This is a genomic window from Phormidesmis sp. 146-33 (assembly GCF_052939515.1).
In genome coordinates this window covers 69559-92827 of record NZ_JBJPHU010000012.1, presented here as the reverse complement: position 1 = coordinate 92827, position 23269 = coordinate 69559, and the positions used below count along the sequence as shown (strand labels likewise).

Sequence of the window (23269 nt, the reverse complement as noted above, 5' to 3'; positions counted from 1 at the left end):
GACTGTATCTTTTCTACTCCAGAAATGAAAGTTGTTCCGTAAAACTTCAGAATTTCAGTAGAAAGTAGGAATGATTGAGTTTGAACCCTCATTGTTTCTACTTGAAGTGCGGTAGCTTCGCTTCACTGCGTGTTCGTGTCATTGGATGATCCGAGAGTTCATCGGTGCGGTTCTCTCGGATGGCTTTTGGAGGAGCGAACACCGCGTGGAGCGTAGCTAGAGAACTTTGCTCAAAGATGCGATCGCCGAAGCAATTGATCCAGGGAACGGGAATGATCGGTGCAGTGATTCTTCGGTTTGCAGTCAGAATGGCTTTGCAGGGAAGGTCTTCAAAGGATTGATCGACGATCGAGCGCGCCAATCGATCAGAGACCATTGTGTAACTCGCTCCAGTGTCAATCAAAAGTCGAGCGGTCACAACATCGCTGCCCAATCTTCAGGAATATCCCCCATATATTCGATCGCAAGCGTCTTTGTTCCGTCACGACGATGGGCTGCAATTTCGTCATAATAGATGGTGTCTCGATTGAGAGAATGAGCGATCACTCGTCCACGAATTGGATTCAATTGGTCATCGATTTCGGTGCAAGCAACCAAAAGCCATTCGCCATCGTATCGGTGCTTCATTTCTTCGCGGGTGAGAATCTCTGCCACAGCGTTCACAATTGGGCGATCGTCTACTCTCCTGCTGAATCACGCAACTGCAAATCCGGTGAAGGGTCGAATCTCAGGTTCGTGGAATCCGAGGACGATCGCAGCTTTGGGAATGCCAGCCGCAATTAATTCGTTTGCAATGCCGTCTTCGGTTCCGTCGCGCTGAATCCAGACTTTGCCTTTCTCGATGCTGATGTGGATCAAACAGCTATGAATGCGCTCGCCTCGATTCCAGCCTGTGGACATGACAAGATACTGATCTGTTTCTGGATCAAAGGCGGCGTAGTTTTGAGCGTTGACGTTGGCGTAGGTGATGTTCAGGTAGGGGGTGAGAACATTGCGAATGATTTGGCGGTAGGTCTCTAGGGTATCCATTGCACAATTGTTTTTGTCGTTGGATCAAAGATAAGGAGTTTGAGCAGTTGCTTGCGAAGGAGACTAGCTCCGATCGTTTCTTCAAAGACTTCTCGATAAGTGCGCGATCGAATTGCGAGATAGAGGATGCGATCGGGTTCGATATCTTCTAGCGTACTTTGATAAATCACAAAGGCATGGTGAGTTGATGGCAGAACCGATACTTTAACGGTATCACTGGCTTGCGATCGCGGCTCTTTTCAATCCGTTAGGAGGCAAATACTTCGTGAAGCGGAACTACTACCTCTCAACCTTCTGCTGCTTGGATTTGTGGGAGGAGGGCTTGTATCATCGGATTGTCTGAGAGTTCGGAAAGACGATCGCTTTGAATTCCCTCAATCGAGGTTTCTGAACTACATTGAGGGAATTGACAAACAAAGGTCTTGAATGGCTCTTCGCTACGCTGCTATTTCGCCCGTGATTGCAAATCACGGTCTATCAGAGCAAAGTCCGTTGGAAACGGACTGGGAAAAGGATGAGGCGGAGAGGGCATCGGGTTCTATTTTTGGGAAAATGGTGTTGTTAGCGTGGTGGTGTTTCTGGTTCTGGACGTAGGCAATTGCCGCATTTAGGGTTCTTTTGCTGACTGAGAAGACGCTGTATTCCTCTTGCCATTTAACCTTGGGCTTTAAGTCGGGATGATTGAGGTTCACGTAGCGAGAACTTCTGCCTTTGACCGCTTTGACATATTCGGCTGGAGCAATGTTGGGTGGAATCGAAACAATCACATGAACGTGATCAGCAATGCCGCCGATGGCATGAAGACAACCGCCCAATTCATGGGTTCTCGCCTTGATGATGTGATAAAGGATCGTCTCCCGAACTGGCGTAATCAAGGGAAGCCGTTCATGTGTCGCCCAAACAAAATGATAGTTGAGTTCCCAAAGTGGCATGGCTAAAGTCCAAAATCCTCTGCTCTGGTTTAGGGTGACCGACCCTCTACTAAAGCCAACACCCCTCGCCAAAATCCCTCAATTCTCCCAGTCCGTTTCAACGGACTTTGTTCTGATAGACCGTGATTTGCAATCACGGGCGGATGGATAACGCAGCGAGAAAATTCTGCCCGCTCCGAACGATCGCTGTCCCACTCCGAACGATCGCCTCCCGTCTCGAACGATCGCCTCCCATCTCGAACGATCGCCGTCTCTCTTCCAACGATCGCTGTCCCACTCCGAATGATCGCCTCCCGTCTCGAACGATCGCTGCTCACAATTGGGCGATCGTTCCTGGCTGCTATGCCTCGGTTGTGGAGTCGATCGACTCTTGGATTTGTTGAAGGAGCGATCGTGTCATTGAATCATCCGAGAGTTCATCGGTGCGGTTCTCTTGGATGGCTTTTTGGAGGAGCGATCGAAAGTTTTTACAAACCATTTGTGTCAGAGGATGGTCTTTTGTCAGCTTTTTAGATGCAATCGCCAAAGCTTTTAGGTAGAGCGGTTCTGCTTCGCTATACTGTCTTTGCACATGATAGATCAACGCAAGATTATTGAGGAGGGTAGCGACGTTAGGATGGTCATCGTCTAATTGCTGTTGGTAGATTTCAAGAGATTTAAGGTAAAAGGACTCTGCCTCGTTATAGCGCTTTTGATTTCGGTAAACTTCTGCCAAACCAGAGAGGATAGTAGCGACGTTAGGATGGTCATCGTCTAATCGCTGTTGGTAGATTTCAAAAGATTTAAGGTAAAAGGACTCTGCATCATTGTAGCGCTTTTGCAAGGTGTAAAGACCTGCCAAATTGTTGAGGTTGGTTGCTACATCAGGGTGATTATTACCTAATTGTTGTTGACGAATTTTGAGAGCTTGAAGGCAGAGTAGTTCTGCCTCAGCGTAGCGCTCTAGTGGGGCGTAGAGTAATGCCAAATTGTTGAGGCTGGTTGCTACATCAGGGTGGTTATTACCTAATTGTTGTTGTTGAATTTTAAGGGCTTGAAGGTGGAGCGGTTCTGCGTCGGTATAGCGCCCTTGTAAATCATAAATAGATGCCAGACCACTAAGATTGGTTGCGACTGTAAGATGGTCACTGCCAAATTTGTTTTGATTGATTTTTAGTGCTTGGTTGTAAAGCGTTTCTGCGTCGGTATAACGCCCTTGGGACATGTAGAGTAATGCCAAGTTGTTGAGGTCGATTGCAACTTCACGGTGGTATTCACCGTAAAGGTATTGATCAATTTCGAGAGCTTGAAGAAAGAGCGGTTCTGCTTCGTTGTAGCGTCCTTGTGATTCGTAGAGTATTGCCAGTCCGTTAAGACAAGCTGCAAGATCACGGTCATTGTTGCCTAGCTGTCGTTGCCAAATTTCGAGAGCTTGAAGAAAGAGCGGTTCTGCTTTGTTGTAATGCCCCTGCAACTCGTAGAGTCCTGCCAAGTTGCTGAGGGCGGATGCGACAATGGCATGATCTTTACCAAAGCGTTGTTCTGTAATAGCTCGACATTGCTTGTACCATTGCTCTGTTTCAGTATAATCGGCTTGTCCTTTATAAAATAGACCGATGTGATGCGAAGTCTTGAGCGTATTCTCGTCAGTTAGCCAGGGGGCAAGCGTAGTCACTATCTCTTTGATGTGAGGAATCGCAGGTAGAACGTCTTGAATAATAGAAAGAGTTAGCTCTTGTGGAATTGTCTGCGACACTGCCACCATCACCCGACAGACCGATCGCTTCCATTCCTCTACTTCTACCATCTGCTCTCGCTTCACCGCAAAAAACTCTCGCAGTAGTTGATGCAGTTGATACATCCCTTGTCCAGTGCGCTCTAATAGACTTGCTCCCAACAGCTTGTCATCTCGCAGATCTTCCAGGTCTTCTGCATCCTCCTCCGGCAAACACGCCTCAACCAACTCCCACGGGATATCTGCCAGCGCAAACAGACTCAACAACGCCGCCAACCGTTGAGCATTTTGATCCAAATCTTGCCAACTCAACTCAAAGGCAGCCGTTACGCCCAACGATGCCGTCATTCCTGATTCTGCTGCTAGTAAGGCTTTGGCAGATAGCCTTTTAGCCTGCAATCGTTTCCACAGTTCGGCGATCGACACATCCCGTTTCTTCGCCAAATACCGCCCGACAAGCTCCAATCCCAGCGGCAAGTAGCCCAACCACTCACAAATCTGCTTTGCGGTCGCTAAATCTTGATCAACCCGTGAATCTTCAACGATCGCCCGCAACAACTCCAGCGACTGCCCTTCCGACAGCACCTTGATTTCGTAATTTTGGACTGGATCACCAAAGCGCGATCGCGTCGTCATCAACACCTTGAACTGCGATCGCTGTGGCGGCAAGAACGGTTTGACATCCTCATACGCCTGCACATCATCCAGCACAATCAGCGTTTCTTTTTGCTCCCACTTTCGCCAACACCAGGCTACCTTTTGGGCTAACTCCAGATCGTCTGGGATTGAGAAATTGAAGCGCGATCGGGCAAACAAGACAATCTGCGATCCCACATCCTCTCGTGCCCTCAGCCAGCAGATTCCTCCCGGATAGGTGCCCAGGTCTCGCTGCTCAAGAGTATACTGCGCCGCTAATTCCGTCTTGCCAATCCCGCCCATTCCCGTAATTGATGAAATAGCGATCGTCTCCCTCGATTGAAGTTGTTCATGCAGCGTCGCTAAATCCTCGTCTCGCCCCACAAAGATCTTGCTGACAAGCGGCAGATTTGCCGGAATGCTGAGAGGATAGACAGGCTTCGATCGAGGTGCCCCCGCTGCCGCACTTCCTGGAAGTCGTGGCTTTTGGGTGGGCTTGGTTCGTCCATCTAGCGCCGACTGCCGCACCAATTCTTGCGCCTCTGCCTCATCGACTCCGACCAGATCGACATAAACGATCGTTGCCAAGATGCCAGTCAGCTTACATTCCCCCACTCGAATCGAAATTAAGGTTCGTTTTTCCCCGGTTGGGTCTTGAGCAAACGCCGCTGCCCATTCTGGTTGAGTAAACAGAGATTGCAAATAGTTGTCTGACAAAACAGCGATCGTTCTTTCCGCTTCAGATGCCGCCTTTTGCATATCCAGCACAAAATTTCCACCGGGGCGAAAATCCCATGCCTGAATGACCACCGAATATCCTGCCTCTTCCAGAATCCAGGCGATCCATTCTGCAAAGGCGCGATCGTGGCGGTTGTAGCTAACAAAAAAATTCTTCATCAGGCAGCAGGTGAGAACCGAGAGCGGCGATCGTTTCTACACTCTTTCTACTCCAAAAACTTAAGTAATTCCATGAACCCTCAAAACTGCTGTAGAAAACGACACTTGTGCAGTTCAAAGTGCGATCGTTCCTGCTCAAAACACGATTGTTTCTGCTCAAAACACGATTGTTCCTGCTCAAAGTGCGATCGTTTTCACTTTTTGCTTGAGGCTCCAGGCTTTTTGCTCAAATCATCGGGCTAAAAACAGAAAAGTTCCTATTTCAGACAGCACCAGACGCGCTCGGATCTGGAGAGATTGAGTTAGAAGCGCGATCTCTATGAGTTACCCGCGAGGAGTTGCGACAGCTTACTCATCCGTAAATGGATCGACCTGCAACTCAAATCCTGGAAGTACAGATTCTCCTGAAAGTTTTGTGGGCAGCGGGAGCTTCGCTACACTTCGTGTTCGCACTTCTGTCTCCTGTCCCTGGCGATAGAGTTCAACCTGTTGGTCTTGAGGATTGAACAGCCAACCCAAGCGAACCCCACTCGCCAAATATTCCTGCATCTTTTCTTGAAGCGTCGCCAGATCATCGGTGCGAGACCGGAGTTCAATCACAAAATCGGGGGCAGTTGGCGGAAACTTTTGGCGCTGTTCTGGTGTGAGGGCTTGCCATCGAGACAACTCTACCCAGGCTGCATCCGGAGAACGATCTCCCCCACTGGGAAGCTTAAACAGCGTCGAAGAGCTAAACACCTTTCCCAGTCGGGTCTGCTTATTCCAGAGATATAGCTCTCCCCCCAAGCCCATTTCTCGGTTTCCGCTGTCTCCTCCAACTGGCGACATAACAATCAAGGCTCCTTTTGCGTTCCGTTCGATCGTCCAGTCAGGATTATGAATACAGAGTTGATAAAATTGCTCATCGCTGAGATGAACGTGCTTAAGATCCAGCTTGAGGGGAAGGGTCAGTTCCATTTTTGCTCCCATCCAGGACAATCTACGCTGAAGGTTTGAGTTGAATGCACGATGCGCTTTGCAAGAAACGGCAACGCTGCCCAACTTTATTGAGATGTTCCAATCTGCCTAAAAAACCGCTGCACCTGACATTCAAATCCTGGCAAAATTGGGGAAGCGATCGTTTCTCGATAAAACCGATTACTTAGAAATAAAGTGCGCCCACACCTCACCGTCAGGGCCAGCCGTCTGATCCACATAGCTGTAAGGATAGAGTCGCTTGCGGCCTTCGGTATTCGTATAACCAGAAATCGCATCGCCCCACGGATCATTCACAATGTAGCCTTGAGGCGTGTAACCGATCGTCGTAATAATGTGTCCCCCATGCGTAAACAGCCCACACAAGACGACCGGACGACCATTCATCAACTCTTCCTTCACCTCCTGCCACTTATAAGTCGTGCTAAAACGACTCTTAAAGCCATACGCCTCAATCATTTCTACCAAAACGTTGTGATTGGTCTGAGAGCCTTCTCCAGCTTTGTTAAAACACCACTGCAAAAGCTCATCCTCTAGCTGACCGCCGCCTTTAGAACGCAGTCCGTAGTAGTAGAAAACCATCGCGATCGCCGTCACATTACAGGTTGACCAATAATAGCGAGGGTTGTCACGCTGAGAAAAGTACGGCACATTCATCTCAACCGTTCCCGGAATCGGATTAAACGCCCGTCCGCCCCGCTTCATCTGCACAAAATCAGGAAACACAAATCCCGTATTGCCAAAATTAGGAACTTCCTCAGTCAGTGTGACTTTGATGTGTCCGCCCTGAATCATGTAGCTCGACACGCCGTAGAAATCGCCCGCGTTGAAACCTGCTCGTTCTTGGGGTTGCAGTTGGGCCGAGTCTACTGGACGCTTTTTGAGAATGGTCGATCGCAATGCCGTCACCGTCAGCGCATTTGGGTCATAAGGAATCACCTTGCCGTCACGCTTGATTTGAGCATATTGCCAGAAGACATATCCCACATCGCCAAAATTAGGCAACGGTTGCGCCAACTTCACTCTAAAGTGGCCGCTCACACAGGCATAGCCCAAAATTTGTAGCGTTTGCCCCTCCACCAGATTGGCCTTCTCATTTGCCGCCAGCTTTGACGAATCCGCCACTCTCGCCTTGATCAGCGTCGTCGCCGTCACCAACATCTGAGCCGATAGAGGAATATCCGGCACATCATCAATGCCAAACCGCAGCACTTGATTGCCCTTACTCAGTTGCACATCATTTTCGTAGAGGTAGCCAAAATCCCCAATGGGCGCGATCGCCGTCGCCAATTCCAGCTTGAGATGTCCATCCAGATAGCCGTAGCGATTGACTGCAAAAGTTTGCCCCGCTTTGACCAATACCTTCTCAGAGTCCTTGAGCTTGCCTGAGTCAAAAGGAGCGACTTTAAAGAACGTATCGCGCATGACTTTCAGCGTCAGAGCTTGCCCCACGGTCAACGGGTCAGCACTCACCGTAATATAAAAGATTCGATCCTCAACCACCTTGTTGGCAGCGTCAAAGCCTCTCAGTCGCAGCCAGCGCGTTCCTGCCGCCGAAAAACCTCTAGGCATGTTGACCTGCCACGTTCCTGCGCTCGTCGTCACACTCAACGGAAACTTGTCTTCGGCCGCCACAGTGATTTTGGCGATTCGCCTGGTGTCGTAGCTTCCCTTAAGCGTCAGTGGCTTGTTGACCAAGACTTCTCTCGGCCCGGAGTAGATGGGTGGAGCGGCAACCCCCGCGAGATTTCTGACAGTAGGATCGGTCATGGTAGTTACGGATGGAGGGATGAGGGATAAGGGATGAGGGATGAGGGATGAGGGATGAGGGATGAAAAATTCTACTGACTTAGGGTGTCAAGGGTTCTCGGTTTGTTGATGAATTACGAGGATTGACCACCCAGTTAGAAGCAGCATTTTTGATGATCGAGCGGCGACAGGAACTCTAATAATTTAGCTCACATACTGAGGGATAATTCTGTTTTTGGGCGATCGCTACTCCAACCACTGCTTCAAAAAAGAAAGCCCCAACTCCAAAAAGGAATCAGGGAAATCAGCAAAAGGTTTGGGTTGGACGGATCTGCCTGGAGCCAGTTAGCCCATGTGAGCCAAGATATCCGTTGCGTGAGTCGCCGTCTGAATCGATTCAAACACCTGCTTGATCTTGCCGGACTCATCAATTACATAGGTCACCCGCTTGGAGTAGCCGCCACCATCGACATCGTAGGCTTTGGTGATTGCCCCATTGGTGTCTGCCAACAGCGGAAACGGCAAGCTGAACTTCTGAGTGAACTGCTGATGAGAGGCTTCATCATCCATGCTCACGCCCAAAACGGTGATGCCTCTGGTCAGGTACTGCGTGTAATTGTCTCGAAAGCTGCAAGCTTCTTTAGTGCATCCCGGTGTATCATCTTTGGGATAAAAATACAGCACGACGGGCTTTCCAGCATAGTCTGACAAGGAAACCGTATTGCCCTGGGTGTCTTTGACGGTGAAATTAGGGGCCGTTGCTCCAACAGATAAAGACATAGTTGACACCTTAGTAATTCAAACTTCCGTTAAAAATTGTAAGGTACTAAGAGAAGTCAAAACTTCTACTCTTTGCAGTATTTGATAAATTACCTTGTCTGAAGGTCGATCGCTTATGACACTCTTTTCTGCTTGCAGACGCTGGATTTTGCCAGTTTTTACGCTAATTCTCACCGCTCAATTTTGGATGGCTCCCGCTCAAGCGACCAGTCTGTATGAGGTTCCGCCGCTCCCTAGCGATACGAGAGTGATTGATCTAGCTGAGATTTTGAGCCGCCTCAACGAAGGGAAGTTTAACGAATCCCTAAATGCACTGGCCGAGAAAACGGGGCAAGAAGTCCATTTTGTGACGATTCGCCGTCTCGACTATGACGAAACGATCGACACCTTCACCCAAAAACTATTCAAACAGTGGTTTCCGACTCCCGAATCGCAAGCCAATCAGACCCTATTGGTAATCGACAAGCTGACCAACAACAGCGCGATCTACACGGGCGAAAAGGTGAAGGAAGTCATGCCCGATACGATCGCCAACAGCATTGCCCAGGATACGCTACAGGTTCCGCTACGAGAAGGTGAGCGCTACAATCAGGGGTTTTTGGATGCCAACGATCGCTTAGTTGCCGTTCTGTCTGGAGAACCTGATCCGGGCCCGCCTGTGGTCAAAGATACGGTGCAGGTCGAAGGCACGTTTGCCAGCCCAGAAGAAACCAAGGAAAGCAACGCAACGGTTTGGGTAATCGGGCTGTTGATCGCAGCGACGGTGATTCCGATGGTGACGTACTTCTGGTATGTGAAATAGAGGTGTTTTGAGGTTTGGGTTAGAGTCACGATCGACCAAATCTTGATCTTTCTGATCAGACGACGATCGCCCCTGTCAGCCGCCCAACCTCAAACCCTCTCTCACCTGAGATCCAAACCTGTTTAACGTGGATTCAGCAAACTTCTTCACTTTGATTGCCGCTCTACAAAATATTCCTGACCCTGGGCGCAATGAATCAACCCTACAAGTGGGGGATTTAAGATATCCCTTAAAAATTTCTCTCGCACAAAAGCATACTTAACAAGTTCATCCCTCATCCCTCTGCTCTGCGTTCACTGTCCAATCTTTGCGGCAGAGGTTTGCATCGTTTTACAGGAGGCTGGGGTGAGCGGGGAAGGGTGAGGAGTCGCAATCGAGGCTTGAGCAATGAGTTGGACGGTGCCATCAGCCTCAATGACCCAGCCCTGGGCTTCTATGATCTCGTTGGTGACAGAATGAGAAGGGGTGATGGCTTGAGGAGACTGGGGGGTGATCTGCTCCAGCAGATATTTCTTCGAGATCGCTGAATTTGGCACGATCGGAGTCAGTCCTACTAAAACACCATCTCCGGTAAACAGATCAGTGGGACTGGTGGGCAGGCCGCCTCGTCCGGTCACAGTGAAGTGATTTTGATTCGCCGTCCCGTTGGTTGAACATTGCTGAGAAATCTGATTGGTCGGGTCAACAAGATTGGTCGGCAAAGACACCAAACCGCTACCGGGATCGATACTTAGGGTGTTCAAAATCACCTTTCCATTCACCCCAAATTGTGAACTGGCCGTAATGTCGCTGCGGGGCGTGTCTTTGGGTTGAAAGGTGAGACCAAAAATTGCTTGAGTGGTGATCTCAACCTTGCCGCCGTTGCCTGTAAATGCGTTAGCTCGAATATCACTATTTTCTGACAACACACCCAAAATAAAGGGAGCCGAAATTGTGATGTTGCCGCCGTTTCCTCCGGATTGGGCCGTTCCTGCGCTAGAGGAAATCAGACTGCCCTGCCGCAAAAACAAAATGTCTTGTGCCTGAATCGAAATGTTGCCACCCTGGGCGCTGGCGGTTTCTGCGGAGAGAAGGGCCCGATCGACCAGGGTCAATTGATTGCTACGAATCTGCACGTTGCCGCCTTGTCCCTGTCCGCGGCCGCCTACGGCGACCCCTGCGCTCGATCGCAGATTTAACCTGTTTGCGGTTAAGAAAATGCTGCCCCCATCGCCCGTCGAGTCGGCTGTGGTGTTGGCGAATAGTCCTGTGCCATTTCCAGAGAGGAGAACGCGATCGCTGACAGTTGCGGTGATGTCTCCAGCTTGACCGCTGCCAGACGTGGTGGTTCGCAGTTGTCCCCCTTCAAATGCTGTGATGTTGTTCGCATTCACCGTAATGCTGCCTCCCGAACTGTTGGCCGTTGCGGTCGCGTTCAGGGTAGCGTTTCTCGAAATTTGAAACGTATCTGTCTCGATTCTGATTTCTCCACCCTTTCCGGTGTCAGAATTGGTTTGCGTGATCAATCCACTATTAAGATCAGAGATGTTGACGGAACCGTTGACCGCTTCAATCGTAATATTTCCCGCATTCCCTTGACCAAAGGTACTGGCAGATAGTTGAGCGCCCTCTGTGAGCGTAAAGTTAGGCGTTATAACATCAATTTTTCCGCCGTTGCCCGTGGAATTAAGGGTTGCGTTTGCGAAAAGTCCGGTGCGATCGCCAGAAAGGGTGACGCGATCGCTGCCATTGACTCGAATATCGCCTGCCTGACCTTGCCCAGACGTTGTGGTGAGAAGCTGTCCCCCGCTTTGGGCATTTACGGTTTTGGCGCTGACTGCAATGCTGCCTCCCGGAGCCGCGGTTGTCGTCGCATTCAAAGTTGCCTGGTTGCTGATCTGGAAGCGATCGGTGGCGATCGTAATCGTTCCGCCTTGTCCGACATCGGAGTTGGTTTGGGTCACCAGGCTACTATCTGGATCTGCGAGGTTGACAGCATTGAGCGCCCTGATTTGAATATCACCCGCTTTGCCCCGTCCTGAAGTGCTGGCAGAGAGTTGAGCGCCTTCCCGGACAGAAAGGCTGTTGGTTCTAATATTGATCGTTCCGCCGTTCCCGATCGCGCCCTTACCGACTGAGTTATCGATACGTCCTGCGCCCAAAAGTTCGATCGCCTCCTGCACCTCAATATTCACGTTGCCCGCATTGCCCTGTCCGCCTGAAATGCCTGTGTCGGTTTCAGCAACGACTGACGTGAGAATGGCACCCCCGTCGATCGAGAGATTTTTAGCTGTGAGGTTGACATTGCCACTATTGCCGACCGCTCCCGCTTCTACTGTGCTGTAGATGGTGCCGCCTCGCTGGAGGGTGACTTGATCTTGAGCGGCGACCGCGACACTTCCCGCATCCCCTTTGCCCAGGGTCGCCACATCTAGAAATCCATCGTCTGTGATCAAAAGAGAACCTGTTGTGATTTTGAGGCTGCCCCCGGTTCCGATCGCGCCTGTTTGCACTGTGCTGGCAATTTGTCCACCTTGCTGAACGCTAATGTGATCGCTTGCGTTGACGGTGATATTTCCTGCGTTTCCTTGTCCGAGTGTACTAGCTGCTAACTGAGCATTACTGCTGACATTCAGAGAGCCAGTCTCGATCGTGATGTCGCCTGCGTTCCCAATATCGGATGTCGTAGCAACAATCTCACCGTTATTTATAATATTTGTATTTCTAGTGTTAATCACGATACTTCCTGCATTGCCGCCACTAGAGGCTTGAGCAGTTACTTTAGCGTCATCTTCTACGGTTAAATCATTGATATTCAGTGCAATCAAACCGCCATCATCAGCATTCTCAGTCGCAGCGCTAATCGTTCCACGATCGCTCAATCGTAGTGTTCCTGCATTGACTGTAATGCTTCCCCCGCCCCCGGTTGAAGTTTCTTGAGTGGCGCTAAAGATTCCTGACGAATTTGCGTTGCGGTTATTGACTCCTGCGATCAAGATGCTGCCTGGAATGCCGCGATCACGAACGTCGAGAATAATATCGCCTCCCTGTCCGTCAGCTCCTCTTTCAACGGTGCTAGAAATAGAGGCTCCATTGAGGATTTGGAGTCCCGCTGCTTGCAGGTCGATCGTGCCCGCTTGTTTACCAACCCCTCCAAAAGAGACGTTGCTGGCGATTCCGCTTCCCGAAGCTTGTGAGTTTTGACGCGATCCTTCTAAAATGACCCGACCCGTCGCCCTAATCGTCACATCTCCTGCCCTGACATCCATGCCATCTCCAAAGTTGTTGGCCAACAGTTCGGAGCCATCTCTCAATTCAAGAGAGCCTGTATTAATGATGATGTCGCCACTGCTGCCCAACGATTGCAAGTCCGCCAGCGTAAACACCGCACTGGGACGAAAGTCAAATCCTGTCCCTGTTAATGAAATCGAATCTGTAACGTTGAGCGTAATGCTTCCGCCATTTCCAGTCGCTCCCGTGCGGCTTTGGCTTCTAAGTTGTCCTCCATTGGTCAAAAAGAGCGATCGAGCATTTACCGTGATACTGCCTGCATTGCCGCTGCCAAAGGTGCTGGCTTCAAGGCTAGAATCTTGAGTCACCGTCAGCAAATTAGTTGTAATGTTGATGCTGCCTCCGTCATTAGCATCTTGTGCAAACGAGTTAGCTGTCGCGTTGACGCTGCTGTTTTGGATTTGAATCTCGTCTGTAGCGTTTAGCGTGACCTGACCCACGTCGCGATCGTCCGCTCTATCAACAGGTGTGCTGGCAGACAAATCAGAATTATTCAACACGATCGTTTTAGCGGTTGGCAAAGTTTCATTATCGGGATGAGTTCCCAAAAAAATCTGTCCTAGATAGCCTTCGCTGAATAGAGTGCTGCTATCTATCTCGATGCGATCGGCGGCATTGACAATCAAATCTCCTGCATAGCCAGATGCATTGTTGTCAGCCTTGAGCAGCGAGTTGCCCACAAAGACCGAACCTTCTAATGAGGCGATGTCGATCGTTCCATAGGCGGTCAAGTCGTCTCTGTTAGAAGAGATGTCGATCGCGACTCCATTCAGCGCAATGTCACCTCTAGCAAGTAGTGTAACGTTTCCACTGGTGCTGTTAAAAGCGGATGCCGAAGCGTTAATATTCCCGTTCAGTATTAAGCTATTTCCAGCGCTTAGAATGACGTTTCCACTAATACTATCGGTTGCAATCGTAGAAGTATCTAATGATTGATTAATTAGAATGTCTTTTTCCGCTAGAAAGATGATTTCTCCACTATTTCCAAATAGGTTAGCGTAAGTTTTCACTTGACCATTTACGATCAATCCGTCGCGGGAATCGATCGCCACTAATCCCCCTGCATTATTTGCCGTCGTATCAATCGCACCTACTTGAATCATGCCCCCCGGCAAGGTGAGGTCTGGCGCAAATCGATTGGTGATCAAAACTTTGCCAGCAGAGGTAACCAGGTTACCCAGAGTAATGTCTGCACTGGTTGCTGTCTCAAAGGTTGGCGGGGGCGTGACGTTGCCAAATGTGCTATTTCCGGGAGAGCCATTAAGCTGATTCCAATCAATTCCCGCACGAATGTCGAGTACCGTTTCTGCCCTCCCGTCGAGTGTGATTTCTGTCCCGTTAGAAAGCGCGATCGAAAGCTGTCCAAAAATATCGTTTGGGTCAGGTGCAGTAATGAAAATATCGCCTGAAATTGTGACGCTGCCGCCTGCAAAAATATGAAGAGAAGCCCCTGTATAGCTGTCCAGGCTGACATCACCATCGGCCACGATCGTCGGATCAGTTGGGCTAAAGAGCGCTCCTAAATGACCATCCAGTTTCTCAAACCGTACGTTGCCCCCACTGCGATAATGAGCATCCCCGTTGATCGGATTGGCGCTCCGCAACGTCAGATCCCTACCTGCAAAAAAGCCACTTGCGGGATGATTTAAGGCAAAAATATCGACCTTCTGATTTCCCTGAACCAGGAGATTTCCGCCTGATCGAGCGACCAAGGGAGCGATCGCACTATCCCGCACTTGCAAGGTGTCGGTGGCCAAAAGCGTCAGGTTTCCGCCTGCTTGAAGCTGTCCCTGCAAATCCAAATTGTTGGATGCCAAGGTCAGATTTTGTCCGGTGGTCAGATTGCCTCGATTGACGATGCTGCGCTGCTGAGTGCCATACTGCAACCCTGGCGTGAGATTGACCTTTAGCACCGATGGGATTTGCGGAGCGATCGCACTAAATTCGCCTCCGTCAAACTGAAGTTGGTTGGCAGTACTGGCTAGAAACGAGCCACCCAGTTCTAATCGAGCATTGGGGCCAAATATAATGCCGTTGGGATTGAGAAAAAATAGATTGGCGGTGCCGTTGGCTTTGATCAGTCCATCGATGCTGGAGGCCGACGTTCCGGTAACTCTGGTGAGAATATTCTGAGTTTGCGACCCGTTGTTAAAAAACGCCACTCCGCCCGTAGGAATCGAGAACTCCCGAAAACTATGAAACAAATTGGCTCCCTGGATCGTTCCTCCCTCGATCGTGCAAACGGTACAATTCTGCTCCACTAGAGAGTTAACCGGAAGGGTATTGTCAGGAATAATCTGCGCCTGAACAGAACTAGCGATCGCCAAATTTGTAGCCAGAATACTAAGGAGCAATCGCAGAGAAACTTGATTCATAGAGCTAAAGATAGAAACGATCGGGGACAAAAATACTAAAAAGGTGCGTCACGGATCACACCGAACACACCTGCTTATGAGAACTAAAAAACTACTTTGAGGCGCGAATGGGAGCCGCCGCGATCGCATCCAAATTTGCGGATTTTAGCAAGTCTTGCCAGGCGGCTGTGTATTGAGTGTTGTTGGGTTGCGATTGTCTGAGGGCGATCAAGTCGGCCAAGGTGTCATGCCAGATTCCAGACTTGGCGAGTAGGGCTGCGCGATCGAGTCCTTTAGTTGCTGCCAACTGATTTTTTAACCTGGCATCCGGCTGAATTCGGCGCACAACTCCTTCTACAAAAGGATCTCCAGGTTTGGGAGACTTGCAGATTACCGAGGCTGACCATTTATAGTCTTTGCCAATTTCTAATAAGGGGACGGTGGCAGGTAGGGTGATGCTGACAATGCTGGCGGCGTTGGTGACAGCTACACGAGTTTGATATAGACCATTGCCCGCTTGATCTTCTAGCGTAAACTCCACGGCTTTTGCAGCACTCTGAGGCACATAGACTAGAAAAGTGGGGCGATCGGACACCGTTAATCCCAGCTTGCTGACAGGCACCAGTGGCGTGAGGGAGTTTGCCAGCGACTTGACCAGGGGCGGCGCACTCGAAAGTCCGGGCGCTTTTTGACAGAGACTTCCGCCTCGTCGTCCTCCTCCTACGGTGACGGTTGGGGCGGGGGGCTGTCCTTTGGGCGGTTCAAAGCCAAATCTTGCCTGAGCCGGAGGAACGAAAACAGAAGGGAATAGAACGATCGTCGCTGAGAACAGCGCAAAAAACTGGGGAGTTTTGCAAGTCATAATGCAGGAATCCCTTAGATAGCAGGTTTGTAGATTACTTAAGTTGTGCCCAAATTCAATTTGATTTGCTCAGATAAACTTAGGCGCTGAGAATGGGATTTCTACTACAGCTATCCTATTTAAATGGTGAGAATTTAGCCGTTAGTGATTAGTTGTCAATCAAAGGTTAAGGAGATTTCTAGCAGAGAAGTGACCAATCTTGGGAAGCCCTCTAAACCCCCCAATTCTGGAAACTTTGACTTTCAGAACTCTCATTGGAGACGGACAGGTAGATTTATTAAAGCAAATCTCCTAAGAACTCATGACTAGAAACTTGCCATTTGAAGATCCTTACAAACGATCTAGATTTCTGTAGTTCCACGGCTTGTTCTGCTAAAAAAACTGTGTGGCTCAAAGCCAATTGCCAACGAGGACAAAGGGTGCCCAGTAGTAGGGATGACGCAACCCAGGCTGTTTCAAGATGATTTGTTGAGCGTGACGCAGCGCTTCGGCTTTGGTCATGTTGGGTTGAGCCAGCGCTTGATAAAACTCAGTCATAAAGGCAGATGTCGCTTGATCATCGACCGCCCAAAGTGAAGCAACTGTACTGCGTGCCCCCGATCGCACCGCCACTCCGGCCAATCCCAATGCAGCGCGACGATCGCCATCGGCCGTTTCGCAAGCACTCAAGACAAGTAACTCGATCGGGTGTTGGGTTTCTTGTGCCCTGCGCTGGAGCAATTCGCCAAGCTGTTTGACAGTAATGGGATGATCCCACGCCAAGACAAAGGTTTCCTCAGCGTTGGAGCTAAATTGTCCATGTGTTGCCAAATGCACCACGGGGAAAGGCGTTTTCTCGATGAGTTGTTGCAGACTGGCGCTAGTGAATTTCTGATTGAGCAGCACTTGAGCCGGGATTTCGGACTTGATTTGAGAAATTTCAGTTTCGACTCCGGGCAGCGAAATAAAGCCATGTCTCGACTCACTCAATCCCCCAACCAAAACCTGAAGCTGGCTGGGAGCAAGAGGCCGAGGATCAAGGAGTTGCAGTCCGGGTGCGATCGAAATGCCGTATTTCTCAATTAAGTATTGCTGACCATCGTACAGAGCCGCCATCGGAATATTTTTGAGCGAGCCATCGGGGACAAAAACCAGCGTTTTGATGCCTGCGTTGGTCAAGTCTGACTCGGCGGGACGAATCAGCAGATCGTAGATTTTTTGAGCGATCGCCAACCGTTCTTTTTCCAGAGAGGTGCGTCTGAGCGAGTAGCGCATCTGATCAGAAAGGCTGTCTAAATCAGGTTGAGAAAGGTTGGTTGCATAGTGACGTAGGGGTCGATTCGCGATCGAAAGAACCACTTCCAGTCGATCTTTCAGAACGATCGGGTAAATAACGGCAGCCGTTGAGTCGATGTAGTCGATTTGAGTGGGACGATCGCTCAAACAAGATTCTCGAAAGAAGTTATCGAGTTCGGCGAGTTGCAGCGATTCGATGACTTCACGGGCTTTTCGCAGATTTTCTTGACTGGTGACATTAGGTTGTAACAATAGCCCGACAAACTGACGATACACAGGCTCTACACTTTCCCGAAACGAGAATTGCATATCCAAATTGCTGGCAACTAGATCTTGACGAATCGAACTGAGGGTTTTGATGGTTTCGGTGTAGGTGGCGATCGCGGCTTGGGTTTGTCCCTGGGCGTTGAGTAGTCTTCCTAGCTGCCACTGCCAACGATAGGTGATATCTGCGGCGTTGCTCATTTGCGCGAGAACTAATGCTTTTTCGGTCAGCGATCGCGCTTCTGACCATTGCTGATTTTTTTCGTAGAGTTCGCCTAAGTAACCTAGTGCGTATGATTCTGCGGGTTGATCGCTCATTTTTTGGGCTTGTTGGGCTGCGATCGCCAGTAGTTTGACAGCGTTCTTTGTAGCGATCTGATTTTCTTGCTGGTTGATTTCTGGATCTATTTTTTGCGTGTTTTCTTCTGTTTTCTCTCCTGTGCCATCTACTTTTTCGCTGGTTGTCAGTCGCGTTATACTTTGAGCAAGATTAACCGTTGCATAGATTGTCATTCGACTGGGCGGAAGTTGATTTAACTGCGATTCGATTTGATCAATTAGAGACTGGGCTTTGGGTCGTTGGTGAGTGTCAATCAATAAGCGCAACTGATTGAGTTGAATCTGGACACGGGTTGCTGACAGTGCAGTTTCTAAGGCTTGCTGATAGTAATTGAGTGCCTCGATCGGTTTCTCAGTGCGAAGCGTATTGCCCAAACTTAAGAGCGCCAACGTGATGTCTGAAGGAGACTTTAATGCTTGAGCGATCGCTAAACTTTGTTGAAGAGCCGTTTGGGATTGGCGGACAGCTCCCATCAGCCGCAGAGCGTCTCCTAAATTGAGCAAACTAGAGGCTTTGAGTTGTGAATCTGGCTGATCTTGGAGGGTTTGAGTCACCTGTTCTAGCGTCGTCTTAGCCCGTTGATAAAAGCCTAATGCTCTAAGTGCCTGCGTCTGATTGATCAAACTGCGCGCCATACCAGAGCGATCGCCCGCTTGTTTAAACAAATCAGCCGTTTTTTGCCAGGTTTTGAGCGCTTGTTGGGGTTGTCCCTGAGCGAGTTGTAGACTGCCTTGAATGTTTAAAACTTGTCCTAAAAGTGATTGAGTTTTAATCAAATTTTGAGCAGATTTACCATTCTCCAACAAGTCCAGACTGTCTGCGATCGCTTGATTAGCTTCTTGCCACTGCCCTAATTGCTGATGCGCTATTGCTAGATTACTCAAGATAGCCGCCTGATTTGCCCGATCGTTCTGACTTGCAAAATGTTGAACGGCTTGCTGCCAAGCTGCGATCGCGTCTGCAAATTGTCCTGCTTGATAATGGGTTGTACCCAACTGCACTAATTGATCAGATTGATTAGAGACGCTGGTTTGGTTAAAGAAAATTGCGGGCGCGATCGTGTTGGGAATCTTGGCGCTGACTGGAGAACTGGCCAAAAAGAACAAATTTAAGAACAACCCGATCGCCGCCGCACAGCATCCCAAACTAATGAATTTTAGGTACTGACGCGATCGTCGTCTTAAAACGGATTGTTTCCGCAAGTTGAGAGCGTGGTGCGGAGGTTTTCTAAAGGAGGGCATTTGGCTTTGGCGAAGAGGACTCCCTGCCATGCAAACTAAATTTGTTGGTCAAGTCTGCTGCAAAATCGCGGATCTTTGGCTTTACCCAGGCAAACTTTGTGCGTGTAGCTGCGGTGATTGGCGCTCATCGCCTCATTCAAAATCTTTCTCCACCCAAATCTTGATTTCCAGTGACGCTGTAAAGTGGAAGCGGTAAACTTTTTGAGACAGTTTGAATTAGGCGATCGCACAGGAACTCAAATGGCACTGGAATATCCCGAAGATCTGAAATATCTCGACACCCACGAATACGCTCGGCTAGAAGGCGACATTGCCACCGTTGGCATTAGTGCATTTGCGATCGACCAACTGGGCGACATCGTGTTTTTAGAACTGCCCGACGTAGGAAGCGCAGTCGAACAAGGCGAAAGTTTTGGCACTGTTGAATCGGTCAAAGCTGTCGAAGATTTGAAGTCACCCGTCACAGGCACCGTGATCGAAGCCAATGTAGACATGGTAGAGACTCCCGAAAACCTGGTAGACGATCCTTACATCGCAGGTTGGCTGATCAAAGTGAAAATCGACGATCCGAGCAGTTTGGACGGTGCACTCTCAGCAGAGGACTATCGATCGCAAGTCGAAGGCACATAAAAAGGTGAAGCTCGAAATTTTGAAGCGAAGTTGTCATAAAGTCCCCCAGAATGAGGGGGCAGGAGCGCTTAATAACGAAGCGAAAAAACTTTACCAAACTGACGCTAAAACAGGTGATGAATGACAGACAGCAGGATGAGACAAACCGACAGCTTGCTCACATTACCGAAAATCTAGAAATGGTCACTGACCAAATCGGGCGATTGACAGAGGGATTGACCGACATCAAATTGACCGCCCAACAGCAAGCAGAAAACATCGCAAAACTGACGGATAACATTACTCGATTAGTGACAGTGGTCGATCGTCAGGCTCAAATGATGGAAAAACTGTTTGAGCAGCAAAATCGCTGACAAAATTTACGAGATTTCACGGTTTAACTTCATCATCCTTTCACACTTGATCGTGCAGCTAACGGGTTGATTGTTGCAAAATATAAAGACTGGCTCTAGGATAAGCATTCATTTGTGCTTCATCTCCTGAAACTGCTCGATTTATTCACTCCAACCCGTAAACTCACCTATGTCTGAGCCTCTCACCCAAGCACACTCCACGGTTGAATTGAGTCGGTCTGAAGGCAATGCCGTGGTTTCTCAAAGCTTTTCTAACGGCGATCTCTCCGAGTTACCCGCAAGGGGTCGCCCTACTTCAACGCCGGATCAGTTGGCTTACACCGATCGCTTTGTCGATCGCCACATTGGCCCTCGCCCCTCCGAAGTTCAGCAGATGTTGGGTGAGTTGGGCTTAGACTCGATGGAAGCGTTAATTAGCAAAGCCGTTCCCCAAGGCATTCGGATTCAGCAGCCGTTAAAAATTGGAGCCAGCCGCAGCGAATATGAGCTGTTGACTGAGTTGAAGGCGATCGCTAGCCAAAATCAGATTTTTCGCTCCTTTATGGGCATGGGCTACCACAATTGCATTACGCCGCCCGTGATTCAGCGCAACATTCTCGAAAATCCCGGTTGGTACACGCAATACACGCCTTATCAGCCCGAAATCGCGCAGGGTCGATTAGAAGCGTTGCTCAACTTTCAGACGATGGTGATTGACCTGACGGGGCTAGAAATCGCCAATGCGTCTCTGTTAGATGAAGGGACTGCCGCTGCCGAAGCGATGTCAATGAGTTATGGAGTGGGCAAAACCAGGGCGAAATCTTTTTGGGTGTCAGAGGCTTGTCATCCTCAAACGATCGCAGTCGTCAAAACCAGAGCGCTACCGTTGGGAATTGACGTGATTGTGGGCGATCATCAAACGTTTGCCTTCGACACGCCGATCTTTGGGGCACTGCTGCAATATCCAGCGACAGACGGCGCAATTTATGACTATCAGGCATTTTGCGATCGGGCGCATGAATCAGGAGCGATTGTCACCGTTGCCGCAGATTTACTCAGTTTGACCTTGCTGAAACCGCCGGGAGAATTTGGCGCAGATATCGCAGTCGGTAACACTCAACGGTTTGGCGTTCCGCTCGGATACGGCGGCCCTCACGCAGCTTACTTTGCGACTAGAGAAGCCTATAAGCGACAAATCCCCGGCCGCATCGTCGGCGTGTCAAAAGATCGTCAGGGACAGCCCGCCCTGCGTCTCGCTCTGCAAACTCGTGAGCAACACATCCGACGTGACAAAGCCACCAGCAATATCTGTACGGCTCAAGTTCTGTTAGCGGTGATTGCCAGTATGTATGCGGTCTACCACGGGGCAGAAGGGCTAAAACGCATCGCCGATCGCATCCATTACATGACGAAACTATTGGCGACGGGACTGCAAAAACTGGGCTGTACGATCGGATCTGAACCCTATTTTGATACGCTGCACGTACAAGTTTCTACCCAGCAAGCTGAAGAAATTTCGAGACGAGCGATCGCCCATCAGATCAATTTGAGACAGATCAACGATCGGACTTTTGGCATTTCTCTCGACGAAACGGTTTGCACGGATGATTTGATCGCGCTTTTCCAACTTTTTGCGGGAGATCATTCCGCCCATTTCAACCCCGAAGATCTGCTGCCTGTTGCCACCTCGCTTCCCAAAAATTTGACCCGCACGAGTCCTTACCTGACCCATCCCGTTTTCCAGACTTACCAATCTGAGACTGAACTGCTGCGCTATCTGTATCGGCTGCAATCCAGGGATCTGTCGCTGACGACGGCGATGATCCCCCTCGGATCTTGCACGATGAAGCTCAACAGCACCTCAGAAATGGTGCCCGTCACCTGGTCAGAGTTTGGACAGATTCACCCGTTTGCACCCGTTGAGCAGACCGAAGGCTATCAAATTCTGTTTCAACAGTTAGAAGAATGGCTGGCTGAAATCACCGGATTCGCAGGCATTTCGCTGCAACCCAACGCGGGATCTCAAGGCGAATACACAGGACTTTTGGTGATTCGAGAATACCACCAGCAGCGAGGCGAAGGGCACCGCAACATCTGTCTGATTCCTCAATCTGCCCACGGCACCAACCCCGCCAGCGCCGTCATGGCCGGAATGCAAGTCGTGCCGATCGCCTGCGACGACGAAGGTAATATCGATATCGCTGACCTCAAAGCCAAAGCCGAAAAGCATCAAGACAACTTATCCGCGCTGATGGTGACCTATCCCTCGACCCACGGCGTTTTTGAAGAAGGGATTGTCGAAATTTGCGCGATCGTTCATGCTCATGGCGGCCAGGTCTACATGGATGGAGCCAACATGAACGCGCAGGTGGGGCTTTGTCGTCCCGGTGATTTTGGCGCGGATGTCTGCCATTTGAATCTGCACAAAACTTTCTGCATTCCTCACGGCGGCGGTGGGCCGGGGATGGGGCCGATCGGAGTCGTTGCTCATCTGGTGCCCTTTTTACCCAAGCATCCCGTGATTGAGATGGGAGGAAAACAAGGGATTGGAGCCGTTTCCGCCGCGCCGTGGGGCAGTGCCAGCATTCTGCCAATTTCCTGGATGTATATTGCGCTGATGGGCGGTCAAGGTCTGACGGAAGCCACCGAAGTCGCCATTCTCAACGCCAACTACATCGCCAAACGCTTAGAAAATCACTATCCCGTTCTCTACAAAGGCAAAAATGGGCTGGTGGCTCACGAGTGCATTCTCGACTTGCGCCAGTTCAAAAAGAGTGCCGAAATTGAGGTTGATGATATTGCCAAACGGCTGATTGATTATGGGTTCCATCCGCCGACCGTTTCGTGGCCCGTTGCCGGAACCGTAATGGTTGAGCCGACCGAAAGTGAATCCAAACAGGAACTCGATCGCTTTTGTGACGCGATGATTGCCATTCGAGAAGAAATTCGGGCGATTGAAGATGGAGCAGTCGATCGCCAAAACAATCTGCTCAAAAATGCCCCCCACATTGCCGCCGATCTGGTTGCTGAGGAGTGGAATCGTCCCTACTCGCGCCAGGAAGCTGTCTACCCAACCAAATGGACGCGAGAAAACAAATTTTGGGCAACCGTGGGACGAATTGACAATGCGTTTGGCGATCGCAATCTCGTTTGCTCGTGTTTGCCGATGGAGGCTTATGAGGGATGA

The 23269-nt window shown here is 49.8% G+C and carries 17 protein-coding genes; 5 read left to right on the top strand and 12 right to left on the bottom strand.

Features of this window, described 5'->3' with window-relative positions; all coding sequences use genetic code 11:
- Window positions 1–97: 97 nt before the first annotated feature.
- From ACJ2PR_RS07550 to tnpA, 5 genes are all read right to left on the bottom strand, one after another.
- Entirely contained in the window at window positions 98–376 is a 279-nt protein-coding gene (locus ACJ2PR_RS07550) for a hypothetical protein (RefSeq protein WP_446866435.1), read from the bottom strand.
- 38 nt (window positions 377–414) lie between these two features.
- A complete protein-coding gene (locus ACJ2PR_RS07545; RefSeq protein ID WP_446876572.1) occupies window positions 415–654 on the bottom strand; it encodes a hypothetical protein in 240 nt (79 codons plus the stop codon).
- Between the two features lie 39 nt (window positions 655–693).
- Window positions 694–1029, bottom strand: a complete 336-nt coding sequence (locus tag ACJ2PR_RS07540) for an element excision factor XisI family protein (RefSeq protein ID WP_446876571.1) — start codon at window positions 1027–1029, stop codon at window positions 694–696.
- On the bottom strand, window positions 1017–1199 hold the full coding sequence (locus tag ACJ2PR_RS07535) for an element excision factor XisH family protein (protein ID WP_446876570.1): 183 nt from the start codon (window positions 1197–1199) through the stop codon (window positions 1017–1019). The genes ACJ2PR_RS07540 and ACJ2PR_RS07535 overlap by 13 nt, the downstream gene beginning before the upstream one ends.
- Before the next feature lie 297 nt (window positions 1200–1496).
- Complete coding sequence (gene tnpA / locus ACJ2PR_RS07530) at window positions 1497–1961, bottom strand: IS200/IS605 family transposase (RefSeq protein WP_446876569.1); 465 nt, start codon at window positions 1959–1961, stop codon at window positions 1497–1499.
- A gap of 143 nt (window positions 1962–2104) precedes the next feature.
- Here tnpA and ACJ2PR_RS07525 point away from each other — a divergent pair, with 143 nt between their 5' ends.
- Entirely contained in the window at window positions 2105–2344 is a 240-nt protein-coding gene (locus tag ACJ2PR_RS07525; protein ID WP_446876568.1) for a hypothetical protein, read from the top strand.
- On the opposite strand, the gene ACJ2PR_RS07520 is transcribed toward ACJ2PR_RS07525, so the two are convergent.
- From ACJ2PR_RS07520 to ACJ2PR_RS07505, 4 genes are all read right to left on the bottom strand, one after another.
- Window positions 2302–5208, bottom strand: a complete 2907-nt coding sequence (locus tag ACJ2PR_RS07520) for a tetratricopeptide repeat protein (RefSeq protein ID WP_446876567.1) — start codon at window positions 5206–5208, stop codon at window positions 2302–2304. The two genes, ACJ2PR_RS07525 and ACJ2PR_RS07520, sit on opposite strands and share 43 nt — an antisense overlap.
- Window positions 5209–5556: 348 nt before the next feature.
- Complete coding sequence (locus ACJ2PR_RS07515; protein ID WP_446876566.1) at window positions 5557–6165, bottom strand: Uma2 family endonuclease; 609 nt, start codon at window positions 6163–6165, stop codon at window positions 5557–5559.
- 180 nt (window positions 6166–6345) lie between these two features.
- A complete protein-coding gene (locus ACJ2PR_RS07510; RefSeq protein ID WP_446876565.1) occupies window positions 6346–7953 on the bottom strand; it encodes a C39 family peptidase in 1608 nt (535 codons plus the stop codon).
- Between the two features lie 324 nt (window positions 7954–8277).
- Window positions 8278–8712: a peroxiredoxin gene (locus ACJ2PR_RS07505; protein WP_446861609.1), complete on the bottom strand. Its 435-nt coding sequence runs from the start codon at window positions 8710–8712 to the stop codon at window positions 8278–8280.
- Window positions 8713–8827: 115 nt separating this feature from the next.
- Between ACJ2PR_RS07505 and psb32 the strand changes: the two genes are divergently transcribed.
- Window positions 8828–9514, top strand: a complete 687-nt coding sequence (psb32, locus tag ACJ2PR_RS07500; protein ID WP_446861608.1) for a photosystem II repair protein Psb32 — start codon at window positions 8828–8830, stop codon at window positions 9512–9514.
- A 293-nt stretch (window positions 9515–9807) separates the two neighbouring features.
- On the opposite strand, the gene ACJ2PR_RS07495 is transcribed toward psb32, so the two are convergent.
- The 3 genes from ACJ2PR_RS07495 to ACJ2PR_RS07485 form a co-directional block, all read right to left on the bottom strand.
- Entirely contained in the window at window positions 9808–15159 is a 5352-nt protein-coding gene (locus tag ACJ2PR_RS07495; protein ID WP_446876564.1) for a two-partner secretion domain-containing protein, read from the bottom strand.
- 91 nt (window positions 15160–15250) lie between these two features.
- Entirely contained in the window at window positions 15251–16000 is a 750-nt protein-coding gene (locus ACJ2PR_RS07490) for a DUF928 domain-containing protein (RefSeq protein ID WP_446876563.1), read from the bottom strand.
- 390 nt (window positions 16001–16390) lie between these two features.
- Window positions 16391–19120 (bottom strand): CHAT domain-containing protein, encoded by a 2730-nt coding sequence (locus ACJ2PR_RS07485; RefSeq protein WP_446876562.1) that lies wholly within the window; start codon window positions 19118–19120, stop codon window positions 16391–16393.
- A 201-nt stretch (window positions 19121–19321) separates the two neighbouring features.
- On the opposite strand from ACJ2PR_RS07485, the gene gcvH reads away from it, so the two are divergent.
- The 3 genes from gcvH (at window position 19322) to gcvP (ending at window position 23269) form a co-directional block, all read left to right on the top strand.
- Entirely contained in the window at window positions 19322–19750 is a 429-nt protein-coding gene (gcvH, locus tag ACJ2PR_RS07480) for a glycine cleavage system protein GcvH (protein ID WP_446876561.1), read from the top strand.
- Between the two features lie 116 nt (window positions 19751–19866).
- Window positions 19867–20103 carry a hypothetical protein gene (locus tag ACJ2PR_RS07475; protein ID WP_446869841.1) on the top strand — a complete coding sequence of 79 codons (237 nt, stop codon included), beginning with the start codon at window positions 19867–19869 and terminating at the stop codon, window positions 20101–20103.
- Between the two features lie 169 nt (window positions 20104–20272).
- Entirely contained in the window at window positions 20273–23269 is a 2997-nt protein-coding gene (gene gcvP, locus ACJ2PR_RS07470; protein ID WP_446876560.1) for an aminomethyl-transferring glycine dehydrogenase, read from the top strand.

Excerpts from the sequence above, each read along its gene's own strand:
- ACJ2PR_RS07495 (WP_446876564.1), bottom strand. The coding sequence starts at position 15,159 with ATGAATCAAGTTTCTCTGCGATTGCTCCTTAGTATTCTGGCTACAAAT.
- ACJ2PR_RS07490 (WP_446876563.1), bottom strand. The coding sequence starts at position 16,000 with ATGACTTGCAAAACTCCCCAGTTTTTTGCGCTGTTCTCAGCGACGATC.
- ACJ2PR_RS07515 (WP_446876566.1), bottom strand. The coding sequence starts at position 6,165 with ATGGAACTGACCCTTCCCCTCAAGCTGGATCTTAAGCACGTTCATCTC.
- ACJ2PR_RS07540 (WP_446876571.1), bottom strand. The coding sequence starts at position 1,029 with ATGGATACCCTAGAGACCTACCGCCAAATCATTCGCAATGTTCTCACC.
- ACJ2PR_RS07550 (WP_446866435.1), bottom strand. The coding sequence starts at position 376 with ATGGTCTCTGATCGATTGGCGCGCTCGATCGTCGATCAATCCTTTGAA.
- tnpA (WP_446876569.1), bottom strand. The coding sequence starts at position 1,961 with ATGCCACTTTGGGAACTCAACTATCATTTTGTTTGGGCGACACATGAA.
- ACJ2PR_RS07510 (WP_446876565.1), bottom strand. The coding sequence starts at position 7,953 with ATGACCGATCCTACTGTCAGAAATCTCGCGGGGGTTGCCGCTCCACCC.
- gcvP (WP_446876560.1), top strand. The coding sequence starts at position 20,273 with ATGTCTGAGCCTCTCACCCAAGCACACTCCACGGTTGAATTGAGTCGG.
- psb32 (WP_446861608.1), top strand. The coding sequence starts at position 8,828 with ATGACACTCTTTTCTGCTTGCAGACGCTGGATTTTGCCAGTTTTTACG.
- ACJ2PR_RS07485 (WP_446876562.1), bottom strand. The coding sequence starts at position 19,120 with ATGCCCTCCTTTAGAAAACCTCCGCACCACGCTCTCAACTTGCGGAAA.
- ACJ2PR_RS07505 (WP_446861609.1), bottom strand. The coding sequence starts at position 8,712 with ATGTCTTTATCTGTTGGAGCAACGGCCCCTAATTTCACCGTCAAAGAC.
- ACJ2PR_RS07525 (WP_446876568.1), top strand. The coding sequence starts at position 2,105 with ATGGATAACGCAGCGAGAAAATTCTGCCCGCTCCGAACGATCGCTGTC.
- ACJ2PR_RS07475 (WP_446869841.1), top strand. The coding sequence starts at position 19,867 with ATGAATGACAGACAGCAGGATGAGACAAACCGACAGCTTGCTCACATT.
- ACJ2PR_RS07520 (WP_446876567.1), bottom strand. The coding sequence starts at position 5,208 with ATGAAGAATTTTTTTGTTAGCTACAACCGCCACGATCGCGCCTTTGCA.